10 protein-coding genes are annotated in these 13,235 nt (G+C 63.0%); 6 read left to right on the top strand and 4 right to left on the bottom strand.

The window, feature by feature from the left end; all coding sequences use genetic code 11:
* The first annotated feature begins 3 nt into the window (after window positions 1-3).
* On the top strand, window positions 4-795 hold the full coding sequence (gene cysQ / locus FJ951_RS10500; RefSeq protein ID WP_181165144.1) for a 3'(2'),5'-bisphosphate nucleotidase CysQ: 792 nt from the start codon (window positions 4-6) through the stop codon (window positions 793-795).
* A 10-nt stretch (window positions 796-805) separates the two neighbouring features.
* Here the strand turns inward: cysQ and FJ951_RS10505 are convergent, their stop codons facing one another.
* From FJ951_RS10505 to FJ951_RS10520, 4 genes are all read right to left on the bottom strand, one after another.
* Complete coding sequence (locus FJ951_RS10505; RefSeq protein WP_140514910.1) at window positions 806-1,948, bottom strand: DegT/DnrJ/EryC1/StrS aminotransferase family protein; 1,143 nt, start codon at window positions 1,946-1,948, stop codon at window positions 806-808.
* Between the two features lie 495 nt (window positions 1,949-2,443).
* Window positions 2,444-3,367 (bottom strand): carbohydrate kinase, encoded by a 924-nt coding sequence (locus FJ951_RS10510; protein WP_140514911.1) that lies wholly within the window; start codon window positions 3,365-3,367, stop codon window positions 2,444-2,446.
* A complete protein-coding gene (locus FJ951_RS10515; protein ID WP_140514913.1) occupies window positions 3,364-3,810 on the bottom strand; it encodes an RbsD/FucU domain-containing protein in 447 nt (148 codons plus the stop codon). The genes FJ951_RS10510 and FJ951_RS10515 overlap by 4 nt, the downstream gene beginning before the upstream one ends.
* The gene (locus tag FJ951_RS10520; protein WP_140514915.1) at window positions 3,811-5,037 is read right to left on the bottom strand and encodes an ROK family protein; all 1,227 of its coding nucleotides are present in this window, start codon (window positions 5,035-5,037) and stop codon (window positions 3,811-3,813) included.
* Window positions 5,038-5,267: 230 nt separating this feature from the next.
* Between FJ951_RS10520 and FJ951_RS10525 the strand changes: the two genes are divergently transcribed.
* The 5 genes from FJ951_RS10525 (at window position 5,268) to glgB (ending at window position 13,233) form a co-directional block, all read left to right on the top strand.
* Window positions 5,268-6,284 carry a sugar ABC transporter substrate-binding protein gene (locus tag FJ951_RS10525; RefSeq protein WP_181165177.1) on the top strand — a complete coding sequence of 339 codons (1,017 nt, stop codon included), beginning with the start codon at window positions 5,268-5,270 and terminating at the stop codon, window positions 6,282-6,284.
* Between the two features lie 156 nt (window positions 6,285-6,440).
* On the top strand, window positions 6,441-7,502 hold the full coding sequence (locus tag FJ951_RS10530) for an ABC transporter permease (protein ID WP_140494823.1): 1,062 nt from the start codon (window positions 6,441-6,443) through the stop codon (window positions 7,500-7,502).
* Complete coding sequence (locus FJ951_RS10535; RefSeq protein ID WP_140495053.1) at window positions 7,499-8,281, top strand: ATP-binding cassette domain-containing protein; 783 nt, start codon at window positions 7,499-7,501, stop codon at window positions 8,279-8,281. The genes FJ951_RS10530 and FJ951_RS10535 overlap by 4 nt, the downstream gene beginning before the upstream one ends.
* Before the next feature lie 132 nt (window positions 8,282-8,413).
* Window positions 8,414-10,882: a glycogen/starch/alpha-glucan phosphorylase gene (locus FJ951_RS10540; RefSeq protein ID WP_140514917.1), complete on the top strand. Its 2,469-nt coding sequence runs from the start codon at window positions 8,414-8,416 to the stop codon at window positions 10,880-10,882.
* A gap of 104 nt (window positions 10,883-10,986) precedes the next feature.
* Complete coding sequence (gene glgB / locus FJ951_RS10545; protein WP_140494818.1) at window positions 10,987-13,233, top strand: 1,4-alpha-glucan branching protein GlgB; 2,247 nt, start codon at window positions 10,987-10,989, stop codon at window positions 13,231-13,233.
* The last annotated feature ends 2 nt before the right edge of the window (window positions 13,234-13,235 follow it).

Consider the following 13,235-nt stretch of genomic DNA (forward strand, 5'->3'; position numbering starts at 1 on the left):
TCGATGCTCGAAATTTTCGAGGGGCTCGCTTTGGCGGCCGGCCGCGAGGTCATGCGTGTGTTCCACGCCGGCTGCGCGGTCGACCAGAAATCAGATTCCTCGCCGGTGACCGAGGCGGACCGCGAGAGCGAGAAGATCATTCTGGCCGGATTGCGTGCGGCCTTTCCCGACATTCCCTGCGTGGCCGAGGAGGAAGCATCCGCCGGCATCGTGCCGCCGGACCTGGACGGGGCTTTCTTCCTGATCGATCCGCTGGACGGCACCAAGGAATTCGTCAATCGCCGCACCGATTTCACCGTCAACATCGCGCTTGTCCGCCACGGCGTGCCGGAAGTCGGCGTCGTTTTCGCGCCCTGCACGGGCCGGTTCTTTTCCGGGCTGCCGGGCAAGGCGGAATTCCTCGAAATAGATGGCGACTTCCGCATCGTCTCTCGCCGGCCGATTTCGGTGAGGGCGGCTGCGACGCCGCTGGCGGTGGTTGCGAGCCGCTCCCACAACACGCCCGAAACCGAAGCCTATATTCGTGACCTAGGCATCGCCGAGATCGTCTCTGTCGGCTCGTCGCTGAAATTCTGTCTGGTCGCCAATGGCGAGGCGGACATTTATCCGCGCTTCGGTCGTACCATGGAGTGGGATACCGCAGCCGGCGATGCCGTGCTGCGCGCCGCGGGCGGCATCACGCGCACGTTGGATGGACAGCCCTTGATGTATGGCAAGCGAGACCAGGGCGGCGATGCGGATTTTGCCAATCCGCATTTCATCGCCAGCGGCAGGGCAGGGGCAAGCTCCGCCTGAAGCCGGCTGGTTACTCGGCCGCGGCCTGCGCCGAGTTCGATCCGATATAGTTGCGGATCGTCTCGATGATCCGGTCCTGATCGGCTTCGCTGAGATAGGGATGCATCGGCAGGCACAGGATGCGCTTGGGCAATTGCTCGGATACGGCAAGGCCGGTCGGCGTTCTCGGATAGTCGCGATAGGCGATCTGCTCGTGCAGCGGCTTCACATAGTAGATGACCGACGGAATGCCTTTTTCGCCGAGATGCGCCTTCAGCCCGTCGCGCTTGGGCGTCTCGATGGCGTATTGCGCCCAGGCCGAGCGGCTGCCGTCCAGGTTGCGGGCTGCCGTGACGACATCAGCAAGCCCTTCGGCATAACGGTTCGCCACCATTTGCCGGGCAACCATCTCGTCCTCGAGAATGGCGAGCTTTTCGATCAGGATCGCGGCCTGCAGCGTGTCGAGCCGTGAATTGATGCCGACCCGGATGTTGTCATATTGCGTCTCGCCCTTGCCGTGGAAGGCGAAGGAGCGCAGCTTGTCGGCCAAGGCGTCGTCGTTGGTGAACATCGCTCCGCCGTCGCCGTAGCAGCCGAGCGGCTTCGCCGGATAGAAACTGGTCGAGCCGACCGTGCCGAACGACCCGCACATCTTGCCGTCCGCCGAACCGCCCATCGATTGGGCGGCATCCTCGATCACCATCAGGCCTTCTCGGTGGGCGATCGCCATGATGGCATCGTAGTCGGCGGCAAGGCCGAAGAGGTCGACCGGAATGATCGCCCTGGGCTTCAGCCGGCCTTCTTTCTTGATCATCGTGATCGCCGCCTCGAGGCTGGCGATGTCGATGTTGTAGGTCTTGGGATCGACGTCGACGAAAACCGGCTCGGCCTTGGCCAGCGCCACCACTTCCGCCGTGGCGGCAAAGGTGAAGCTCGGAACGAACACGGCATCGCCCGGGCCGATCCCGGCGGCGAACAGCGGCAAAAGCAGTGCGTCGGTGCCGTTGGCGCAGGCCACGACGTGCTTGACGCCGACATAGGCGGCGAGCTTTTTCTCGAATTCGGCTACCTGGGGACCGAGGATATAGCGGCCGTCCTCGACGACATGGTCGATCGCGGCCTTCAGCCGGTCGCGGATTCGTTCGCGCTGTGCGCCAAGATCGATGAACTGCATGTCGTCCTCAAACGATTTTAACCGGGCGGTCTGGCCTCGACCCGCTGGTATCAGAATTGCGCCTGCCGAGAAAGCCGGGCGCGCGGAGCGACAAATTGCCCGGTCGTGGCAGTCTGTTACCGCATTTTTCGGTGTCGGTCAGCCGGACGCCGGAAATCCGGGATTCGTGCGGCGCAATTACGGCCTTATAACCCCAGAGTCGACCCTGCTAAACATAAAGTGATCGGCCGGCTCAATCCATGTTGGGCCTTACCACGGCCCGAACTTGGGTCAGCCAAGGCCTGAGAACGGCCAGTCCGCAGTGCGGCAACTATCCGAAGATAGGAATTTTTTCTTGACGGGGTGAAGGCAACTATGCTACATATCTGCCTATGGTGCTGAGTTGCGCCAAGGACCCGCCGCACAGGCGGGTTTTCTTTACTGCCTCATCAACAGCGCGCCGGCGAAGGTTCCAAGGAACCTGTTAATTTGGATTCGTTTCCTATGGCGCGCCACTCAGGCGATCTCATGGCGCCAGGGCGGATTGGCGCCGGCCCGCGATACCGTCACCGCCGCCGCTTTGGCGCCGAGTGTCAGGGCCGCACGGATGGCGTCCTCGGAAAGGCCTGAAATCGCCGCTTTCGTTAGCCGGCCCTGCTCATGCAGCGAGGCGAGGATGCCGGCATTGAACGTATCACCGGCGCCGACCGTATCGACCACCTCGACTTTTTGCGGCGTTACGCTGACCGTGTGGTCCCTGGTGTAGCCGACGGCGCCTTCGCTGCCATGGGTGACGACGATCAGCTTGGGTCCGCGGTCGAGCCAGTTGCGCACGACGTCCTCGTGCGAGCCGGCTTCGTCGAACCAGTGAAGATCTTCATCCGAGAGTTTCACGATATCGGCCATCGCCATCATCTCGCGGATACGCTTCAGATGCTTTGCCTTGTCCGGGATGAAGTTCGGCCGGATGTTGGGGTCGAGCATCATGACGCGACGACCATGCTCGCGCTTCATCAATTCCTCGTAGGCGGCCCCCGCCGGGTCCGAAATAAGGCTGATGGCGCCGAACAGCATGGCCTCGATCTCCGGACCAAGTTGCGGCAGATCCTCGCCGGTCAGCATGCGCCCGGCGGTGTTCTCGTCGTAGAAAGTGTAGGTTGCCTGGCCATCGTTCAGCCGCACGAAGGCGAGCGTCGTCGGCCGGGGCGAAGTGTGCGCATAGGTGGAACTGACCTTGCTCGCCCCGAGCGCTTCGCGGAGCTGGCCGCCGAACAGGTCCGACGACAGGCCCGAGAAGAAGCTGGCAGGAGCGCCCAGCCGGCCGAGCGCAATGGCGGTGTTGAACACCGCGCCGCCGACATAGGGTGCGAAGGCCCGTTCTCCCTCCGTCGTCGTGCGCGGCAGCATATCGATCAGGGCCTCGCCGCAGCAAAGGATCATTGTCTTGTCGTCTCCGGCGGATGGATCACGCCCTTGCGGATGATGATGTTGGCGTAGAGCCTGGGTTCGCTGGTCGCGACGATGGCGTGCGCGGCCCTGACGCGTGCATAGAAGTCGGCGCCGGCCAGCGCAACCACCTTGCGCCCGGGCGCGCGTTTTGCACACAGCACTTCGATTTCATGATGCACGGGATCGGCGAGCGAGGGGTCGCCCTTGGCCGAGGCGCGAAACAGCGCCTCCGGCACGACGTCATCGACGGGCAGCACGCTCAATATGGCGTCCAGCACCGGAATGAGATGGTGGCCGTCGGCCCGCACCAGCCGCTTTGCCTGCTCTTCGGCCGGGTAGTTTCCATCGACCAGGGCGATTTCGTCGCCATGCCCCATCGCACGCAGGATCGCCAGAAGCTCCGGACCGAGCAGCGCCGGAATTCCGATCAGCATTCAGATGCTCCTGGAAATCGTCGTCGAACCGATCAGGAAGCGCTCGGATAGTGGCAGGCTGGCGCCCCCGAGAGCGCGCGCGTGAATACCGACGGTGCCTTCGCGGACGTTTGGCAGTTTCAATCCCTCGGCATCGATCGTGTCGATGGTTGCGATGACGGCGTCGACCAGCCTGCGGCGCACCTGCGTCGGCATCCAGCCGTCGATCACCGCCGCCTCGAAGTCGATGACGGACGACGCCGCGACTATGGCATAAGCGAGCGCCCGCGAGGCGTTTGTGATCCAGTCGTCGAGCTCGGCGCCGATCTCGCCCCAGTCGTCGGGCGACGTCCACAGATGCGACGCCTCGACGCCACGCGCATTGAGCGCTTTTTCGAGCATGGCGATCGAGGCCACGTCGATCAATTGGGTCGGCTTTCCCTCCGGTCCGGGCACCGGCATGGAGCCCAGCGCGCCGGCGTTGCCGGTCGGGCCGCCAAAGAGCCGTCCGTTGAGGACGATGCCGCCGCCGGCAAAGGCGCCGATATAGAAATAGACGAAATCACGCGGGGCGCCTGCCTGGCCGAAGACCAGTTCCGCGCCGCAGGCCGAAGTGGCGTCGTTCTGCAGATAGACCGGAAAATCGCATTGCGCCTGGATGTCGGCGCGGATATCGCGATGGCGCCATTCGTCCATGACGTCGCGCGGCGCGCCGGCGGTATCGGCCCAGTTCCAGAGCTCGAAAGGCATGGCGATGCCGAGCCCCGCTATGCGTTTGTCCTGCGCGGGCGAAAGCTCGCCACGCATCTTCTTCATGCCTGATGTGACGAATTCCACCGTCTCGCGCGGGGCAGGGTAGCGGTAGGAATGCTGCAGCATCGAACGTACATTGCCGAGGAAATCGATCAGCACGAGTTCGGCGCTGCGGCGGCCGATCTTCAGGCCGATGAAGAACGCGCCTTCGGGATTGAGCGCCATGGGGATGGAGGGCTGGCCGATCTTGCCGCGCAGCGGCGCCTGCCGCAGCAGCAGGCTTTCCTCCTCGAGCTCGCGCATGATGACGGAGACGGTTTGCGCCGACAGTCCGGTCATGCGGGCGATGTCGGACTTCGCCAGGCTGCCATGCTGGCGCACCAGCGACAGCACCAGCCGCTCATTGTGGTCCCGCATGCCGCTCTGGTTGGTACCACGGTGAATAAGGCTCTCATTCGCCTCGGGCGAACCATGCCTGGCAGTGGCCGTCTCCACCCCTGTTCCTCCCGTCATTTCCCCTCGAGGCTTTTGGAACAGAATGTGCGAACGGCGCAAGGCTGTCAATAATAAATAAGAGTGATTTAATTATTGACAGAGAGATTGGTCTGGTGTCATTTGAGGCAGGCATCCCCACCGGGAGAGGTTGCTTGGATGCCGTACGGATGCCGGTTGGCCGGCATCCGGAATGTTCCACTGGGAGGAAAATCGTGACCAATACAAAACTGTTGAAGTCCACCGTTTTTGCGGCGGCCGCTCTGGGCCTGATGGCATTCGCCTCGTCCGCATCCGCGGCCGGTGTCGGCGCCTGCCTGATCACCAAGACCGACACCAATCCCTTCTTTGTCAAGATGAAGGAGGGTGCGACCGCCAAGGCCAAGGAGCTTGGTGTCGACCTCAAGACTTATGCCGGCAAGATCGACGGCGACAGCGAAAGCCAGGTCGCGGCGATCGAGAGCTGCATCGCCGACGGCGCCAAGGGCATCCTCATTACCGCGTCCGACACCAAGGGCATCGTGCCGACCGTGAAGAAGGCGCGTGACGCCGGCCTGCTGGTGATCGCGCTCGACACGCCGCTCGATCCGATCGACGCCGCCGACGCGACCTTTGCCACCGACAATTTGGAGGCCGGCAAGCTGATCGGCGCCTGGGCCGCCGCGACGCTCGGCGACAAGGCCAAGGACGCCAAGATCGGCTTTCTCGACCTGACCCCCTCGCAACCGACCGTGGACGTGCTGCGCGACCAGGGCTTCATGATGGGCTACGGCATCGACGTGAAGGATCCTAACAAGATCGGCGACGAGGATGACGCGCGCATCGTCGGCCATGACGTCACCAACGGCAATGAGGAGGGCGGCCGCAAGGCGATGGAGAACCTTCTGCAGAAGGACAACACCATCAACGTCATCCACACCATCAACGAGCCGGCCGCGGTCGGCGCCTATCAGGCGCTCAAGGCCGTCGGCCTGGAAAGCCAGGTGCTGATCGTCTCCGTTGATGGCGGCTGCCCCGGCGTGAAGTCGGTGGCCGAAGGCGTCATCGGCGCGACATCGCAGCAATATCCGCTGCAGATGGCGGCGCTCGGCATCGAGGCCATCGCCAACTTCGCCAAGGACGGCACCAAGCCGAAGCCGACCGAAGGCAAGAACTTCTTCGACACCGGCGTCAATCTGGTGACCGACAAGCCGGCCAATGGCGTGAAGTCCATCGACACCAAGGAAGGCCTCGCCAAGTGCTGGGGCTGATGCCGGTCTGACTGGCAACGAAAAACGGAGCGGCCGGACTTGATCCCCGGCCGCTTCGGGTGGACGATGGTCGCGTGACCGCGAACAATCCCGGCAGGAGACCGGAAAGGCGTGGACGGGTGTCGCCGCGTGGCTGATACCCTACGGGGAGGAAACATGTCTCAAGCTCAGGAATTCGAGAAGGTTCTCTCAGGCAGCGACACGAGCGTTGCCGCGTTTGACGAGCATAAATCGGCGGTCAGACGCATCCAGCATTTTCTGCATTCGACGCCGGCCGCGGTGCCGCTGATCGTTCTGGTCCTGGCGATCATCGTGTTCGGCCTCACCATTGGCGGGCGTTTCTTCTCGTCCTACACGCTGACGCTGATCCTGCAGCAGATCGCCATCGTCGGCATTCTGGGTGCCGCCCAGACCCTGGTCATCCTCACCGCCGGCATCGACCTTTCGATTGGCGTCATCATGGTGATTTCGGCCGTGATCATGGGCAATTGCGCCGTCAGCTACGGCCTGCCGAGCGTCCTTGCCGTAGCGATCGGACTTGCCGCGGGTGCTGCCTGCGGGCTGCTCAACGGGGTGCTTGTCGCCTACATGAAACTGCCGCCATTCATCGTGACACTCGGCACCTGGAACATCGTCATGGCGACGAACTTCATTTATTCGGCCAATGAGACGATCCGCGACACCGACGTCGACGTTCAGGCACCGCTGCTGCATCTGTTCGCGCTCAGCTTCAAGGTCGGCACCGCTGTGCTGACGGCCGGCGTGATTGCGATGGTCGCGCTCGTGCTGCTCCTTTGGTACGTGCTCAATCACACGGCATGGGGCCGCCATGTCTACGCTGTCGGCGACGACCAGGAGGCGGCGAAACTGTCGGGTATCCAGACCAAGAAGGTGCTCATGACGGTCTATACCCTGGCCGGGCTGATCGCCGCTTTCGCCGCCTGGGTCTCCATCGGTCGCAATGGGTCGATCTCGCCGTCGGCCGCCGTGACCGACTACAATCTGCAGGCGATCACCGCCACGGTGATCGGCGGTATTTCTCTTTTCGGCGGCCGCGGCTCGATCCTCGGCACGCTGTTCGGCGCGATGATCGTCGGTGTCGTCTCCATGGGCCTCAACATGCTGGGCGCCGATCCGCAATGGAAGGTGCTGCTCACCGGCGTGCTGATCATCGGCGCCGTGGCGGTCGATCAATGGATCAGAAAGGTTTCGGCATGACCCAGGACCCTATCCTCACCGCTCGTGGACTGGTCAAGCGCTACGGCCGCGTCACCGCCTTGGACAATGCCGATTTCGACCTCTACCCCGGCGAAATCCTCGCTGTTATCGGTGACAACGGCGCCGGCAAGTCGTCGCTCATCAAGGCGATTTCAGGCGCTGTGGTGCCCGATGAAGGCGAAATCCGGCTTGAGGGCAAACCGGTCGCCTTCAAATCGCCCATGGAGGCCCGCGAAGCCGGCATCGAGACCGTCTACCAGAACCTGGCGCTGTCGCCGGCGCTGTCGATCGCCGACAACATGTTTCTCGGCCGCGAGATCCGCAAGCCCGGCTTTGTCGGCCAATGGCTTCGCATGCTCGACCGTCCGGCGATGGAAAAGCGCGCCCGCGACAAGCTGACTGAACTCGGCCTGATGACCATCCAGAACATCAGCCAGGCGGTGGAGACGCTGTCGGGCGGCCAGCGCCAGGGCGTGGCAGTGGCGCGCGCCGCCGCTTTCGGCTCCAAGATGGTCATCATGGACGAGCCGACGGCAGCACTTGGCGTCAAGGAAAGCCGCCGCGTGCTGGAACTCATCCTCGACGTGAAGAAGCGGGGCCTGCCGATCGTGCTGATCTCGCACAACATGCCGCATGTCTTCGAAGTGGCAGACCGCATCCACATCCATCGGCTGGGTCGTCGGCTGTGCGTCATCGATCCAAAACAACATACAATGTCCGATGCCGTCGCCTTCATGACTGGGGCAAAGACGCCGCCGGAGGCGGCGCTGGCGGCCTGAACTGCCAAATTGCCGCTGGGTAAGTCGCCTCGGGCTTACTTAAATCGATTGAACGTTTGCTGCAATGCGGTAGCATGGGCTGGGATGAATGATGAAAGCCGGTATGATCGTGGCAACCGCACGAGAGGCAGCATGACGCGCACGATGACATCCGACCCCCTCCCGCCACTGCTTGAAAATCCCGACCCCAAGACGCTCGCAAGGGAAGTCTTGATGGCCCTCAAATACAGGGTCGGCAAGGACACCACCGTCGCCACCCAGTACGATTGGCTGACCGCCTCGATCAAGGTCGTGCGCGACCGCATCGTCGATCGCTGGATGCAGGCGACGAAAGAGGCCTACGCCCAGCAAGAAAAGCGCGTCTATTACCTCTCGCTGGAGTTCCTCATCGGCCGCCTGATGCGTGACGCCTTCTCCAATCTCGGCCTGATGGAGAACATGCGCGAGGCGTTGTCGTCGCTGGGTGTGGAACTCGACCTCATCGCCACGCTTGAGCCGGATGCAGCACTTGGCAATGGCGGCCTCGGCCGGCTCGCCGCCTGCTTCATGGAAAGCATGGCCACCGTCGATATTCCCGCGCATGGCTACGGTATCCGCTACGCCAACGGCATGTTCCGCCAGGAGATCCATGACGGCTGGCAGGTGGAATTGCCCGAGACCTGGCTCGATCACGGCAATCCCTGGGAGTTCGAACGCCGCGAACGGTCGTTCGAGGTCGGGTTCGGCGGCTCGGTGGAATCGGTCACCACCAGGGATGGCCGGCTGGAACGCCATGTCTGGAAGCCGACCGAGCATGTGCTGGCCGTCGCCTACGACACACCCGTCGTGGGCTGGCGGGGGAACCGCGTCAACACCTTGCGGCTTTGGTCGGGCATGCCGGTCGATCCGATTCTGCTCGACAAGTTCAATGCTGGCGACCACATCGGCGCACTCGCCGAAAGCAACAAGGCCGACGCGCTGTCGCGCGTACTCTATCCCGCCGATTCCCACATGGCAGGGCAGGAACTCAGGCTGCGGCAGGAATATTTTTTCTCCACCGCCTCTTTGCAGGACATCGTGCAGCGGCATCTCAGCCAATATGGCGACCTGAAGTCGCTGCCCGACAAGGCGGCAATCCACCTCAACGACACCCATCCGGCGATCGCCGTGCCGGAGCTGATGCGCCTCCTGATGGACGTCCACGGCATGGATTTCGACCGGGCCTGGGACACCACCAAACGCACCTTCGGCTATACCAACCACACGCTGCTGCCGGAGGCGCTGGAAAGCTGGCCGGTGCCGCTGTTCGAGCGGCTTTTGCCGCGCCATATGCAGATCGTCTACGCCATCAACGCGCAGGTGCTGCTCGAGGCGCGCGCCACCAATCAGTTCTCCGGCGAGCAGATCAGCCGCATCTCGCTGATCCAGGAGAATGGCGACCGCCGCGTGCGCATGGGCAATCTCGCCTTCGTCGGTTCGCATTCGATCAACGGCGTCTCGGCGCTGCATACCGAGCTGATGAAGGAAACGGTATTCGCCGACCTGCACACGCTCTACCCCGACCGCATCAACAACAAGACCAACGGCATCACGCCGCGGCGCTGGCTGATCCAGTGCAACCCAGGTCTGACCGCACTCGCCCGCGAGGCGATCGGCGACCGCTTCCTGGATGACATCGAGGCCATCAAGGGGCTCGATGCCTTTGCCGACGATACCGCTTTCCGCGAAAAATTCGCCGGCGTGAAGCGGCAGAACAAGGTGAAGTTGGCCAATCTCGTCGCCGACCGGCTCGGTATCAGGCTTGATCCCTCGGCGCTGTTCGACATCCAGGTCAAGCGCATCCACGAATACAAGCGCCAACTCCTGAACATCCTCGAGGCGGTCGCGCTCTACGACCAGATCCGCTCGCACCCGGAGCGCGACTGGATGCCGCGCGTGAAATTCTTCGGCGGCAAGGCGGCGCCCAGCTACCACAATGCCAAGCTGATCATCAAACTGGCCAACGACGTTGCCAGGGTCATCAACCGCGATCCGGCCGTTCGCGGCTTGCTCAAGGTGGTGTTCGTGCCGAACTACAATGTCAGCCTCGCCGAGATCATGATGCCGGCCGCCGACCTCTCCGAGCAGATATCGACCGCCGGCATGGAGGCTTCGGGCACCGGCAACATGAAGTTCGCGCTGAACGGCGCGCTGACCATTGGCACGCTCGACGGCGCCAATGTCGAAATCAAGGAGTGCGTCGGCGACGACAACATCTTCATCTTCGGCCTGACCACGGCGGAGGTCGCCGAGCGCCGCAACAATGGCTACGATCCGCGTGGCGTCATCAAGGCATCGCCCGAACTGTCGCAGGCGCTCGCGGCCGTTTCATCGGGCGTCTTTTCGCCCGATGATCCCAACCGCTACCGCGATCTCATCAATGGTCTCTACGACAGCGACTGGTTCATGGTCGCGGCGGATTTCGACGCCTATGCCACTTGCCAGCGAGACGTCGACGCCGTCTGGCGCAACAGTCCGGACTGGTACGCCAGGGCAATCCGCAACGTCGCGCGCGTCGGCTGGTTCTCTTCCGATCGCACGATCCGCCAATACGCGAAAGACATCTGGAACGTACCTGCCTGATGTGATTGCATGAGGCCACGAACGATGTAGTCCGGGGTGTGAGTTCAAACGCCGAATTTATACCTTAAAACAAACATTTGGTGCCCGGGGAGGGACACTGCCCGATGAGGAAACCGCGCGCGACCGCTGCGACAAGCGGGCCGGACGGATCGGCCCCGGCCAGCGATGTCGCGGCGATTGTCGCCGGCACGCACGGCAATCCGTTTGCGGTCCTCGGCGTCCATGAGGTGGGCAAGAACCTGTTTGCCCGCTGTTTCGTTCCGCATGCGGAGTTCGTCACCGCCTATACGCTGACCGGCATGATTGCTGGTGAACTGTCCAGGCGTGACGATGGCGGCTTTTTCGAAGGCAAGCTGTCGATCAAGAAGCGCCAGCCATTGCGCTATCACGCCAGGAATGCCGGGGGCGACTGGTGGTTGACGGATCCCTATTCTTTTGGCCCGGTGCTCGGTCCGATGGACGATTACTACATTGCCGAGGGCTCGCATCTGAGGCTGTTCGACAAGCTCGGCGCGCATGTCATCGAGCACGAAGGCGCCACCGGAGTGCATTTCGCCGTCTGGGCCCCCAATGCAAGGCGCGTCTCGGTGGTCGGCGATTTCAACGACTGGGACGGCCGCCGCCATTCGATGCGCGACCGCCGCGACACCGGCATCTGGGAGGTATTCATCCCCGATATCGGCGCCGGCAGGCCCTACAAGTACGAGATCATCGGCCCCGATGGCGTGAGATTGCCGCTGAAGGCCGATCCGTTTGCCTTCAAGTCCGAACTGCGCCCGGCGACCGCGTCGGTGACCGCTGCGTCGCCCGCCCATCAATGGGGCGACGAGGCGCATCGCAGTTTCTGGCGCAATGCCGATCCCCGGCGCGAGGCCATCTCCATCTACGAGGTCCATGCCGGCTCCTGGCAGCTTCGCGACGATGGAACGTTTCTGTCATGGGATGAACTGGCCGACCGGCTGATCCCCTATGTCGTCGAGACCGGCTTCACCCACATCGAGTTCATGCCGATCTCCGAACATCCCTATGATCCCTCCTGGGGCTACCAGACGACAGGCCTCTATGCGCCATCGGCGCGCTTTGGCGACCCGGCCGGCTTTGCCCGCTTTGTCGACGGCGCCCACCGTGCCGGCGTCGGCGTCATCCTCGACTGGGTGCCGGCGCATTTTCCGGTCGACGAGCACGGCCTTGTCCATTTCGACGGCACTGCGCTCTACGAGCATGCCGATCCGCGCCAGGGCTTTCATCCCGACTGGAACACCGCGATCTACAATTTCGGCCGCCGCGAGGTGGTGTCGTTCCTGGTCAACAACGCGTTGTTCTGGGCCGAAAAATATCATGTCGACGGCCTGCGCGTCGACGCGGTCGCCTCGATGCTCTACCTCGATTATTCGCGCAAGGCAGGCGAATGGATTCCTAACGAGAAGGGCGGCCGCGAGAACCTCGAGGCGGTCAGCTTCCTGCAGAAGATGAACAAGGAGCTCTACGGCCACCATCCGGGCGTCATGACCATCGCCGAGGAATCGACCTCGTGGCCGAAGGTCTCGGCTCCGGTCCATGAAGGCGGGCTGGGCTTCGGCTTCAAGTGGAACATGGGCTTCATGCACGACACGCTGGAGTATTTCTCCAAGGAGCCGATCTTCCGCAAACACCACCACAACGACCTTACCTTCGGCCTGGTCTATGCCTTCTCGGAGAATTTCGTGCTGCCGCTCTCGCATGACGAGGTCGTGCACGGCAAAGGCACGCTGCTTGGCAAGATGGCCGGCGACGACTGGCAGAAATTCGCGACATTGCGCGCCTACTACGCTTTCATGTGGGGCTACCCCGGCAAGAAGCTGCTGTTCATGGGCCAGGAGTTCGCGCAGCGCCGCGAATGGAGCGAGGCGCGCGCGCTCGACTGGAATCTTCTCGATTTCCGCTCGCATCGCGGTGTCTGGCAGGTGGTGCGCGACCTCAACTATCTCTACCGCTCGCGACCGGCCCTGCACGGCCGCGACTGCGAGCCGGAAGGCTTTTCCTGGCTGATCGTCGACGACAGCCAGAATTCCGTCTTCGCCTGGCTGCGCAGCGCGCCGGGAGGCAATCCGGTCGCGATCATCTCCAATTTCACGCCGGTGCCGCGCGACAACTACCGCGTCCCGCTGCCGAAAGCCGGCACATGGCGCGAGATCATCAACACGGACGCTTCCGAATATGGCGGATCCGGCAAGGGCAATGGCGGCGCCGTCGAAGCGCGGGCGGAGGAAGGGGGCATCTCCGCAACGATGCTCTTGCCGCCGCTGTCGACGATCATGCTTGAACTGGTCGCGGAACAAGCCATGTCGAGACCGGGTAACTTGGGAGGGTAGAA

The sequence above is a fragment of the Mesorhizobium sp. B2-2-3 genome (assembly GCF_006442405.1).
Taxonomy (GTDB): Bacteria; Pseudomonadota; Alphaproteobacteria; order Rhizobiales; family Rhizobiaceae; genus Mesorhizobium.

What these genes read in the sequence shown, in the direction of transcription:
- cysQ (WP_181165144.1), top strand. Translation starts at nt 4, where the DNA reads ATGCTCGAAATTTTCGAGGGGCTCGCTTTGGCGGCCGGCCGCGAGGTC.
- FJ951_RS10505 (WP_140514910.1), bottom strand. Translation starts at nt 1,948, where the DNA reads ATGCAGTTCATCGATCTTGGCGCACAGCGCGAACGAATCCGCGACCGG.
- FJ951_RS10510 (WP_140514911.1), bottom strand. Translation starts at nt 3,367, where the DNA reads ATGATCCTTTGCTGCGGCGAGGCCCTGATCGATATGCTGCCGCGCACG.
- FJ951_RS10515 (WP_140514913.1), bottom strand. Translation starts at nt 3,810, where the DNA reads ATGCTGATCGGAATTCCGGCGCTGCTCGGTCCGGAGCTTCTGGCGATC.
- FJ951_RS10530 (WP_140494823.1), top strand. Translation starts at nt 6,441, where the DNA reads ATGTCTCAAGCTCAGGAATTCGAGAAGGTTCTCTCAGGCAGCGACACG.
- FJ951_RS10535 (WP_140495053.1), top strand. Translation starts at nt 7,499, where the DNA reads ATGACCCAGGACCCTATCCTCACCGCTCGTGGACTGGTCAAGCGCTAC.
- FJ951_RS10540 (WP_140514917.1), top strand. Translation starts at nt 8,414, where the DNA reads ATGACGCGCACGATGACATCCGACCCCCTCCCGCCACTGCTTGAAAAT.
- glgB (WP_140494818.1), top strand. Translation starts at nt 10,987, where the DNA reads ATGAGGAAACCGCGCGCGACCGCTGCGACAAGCGGGCCGGACGGATCG.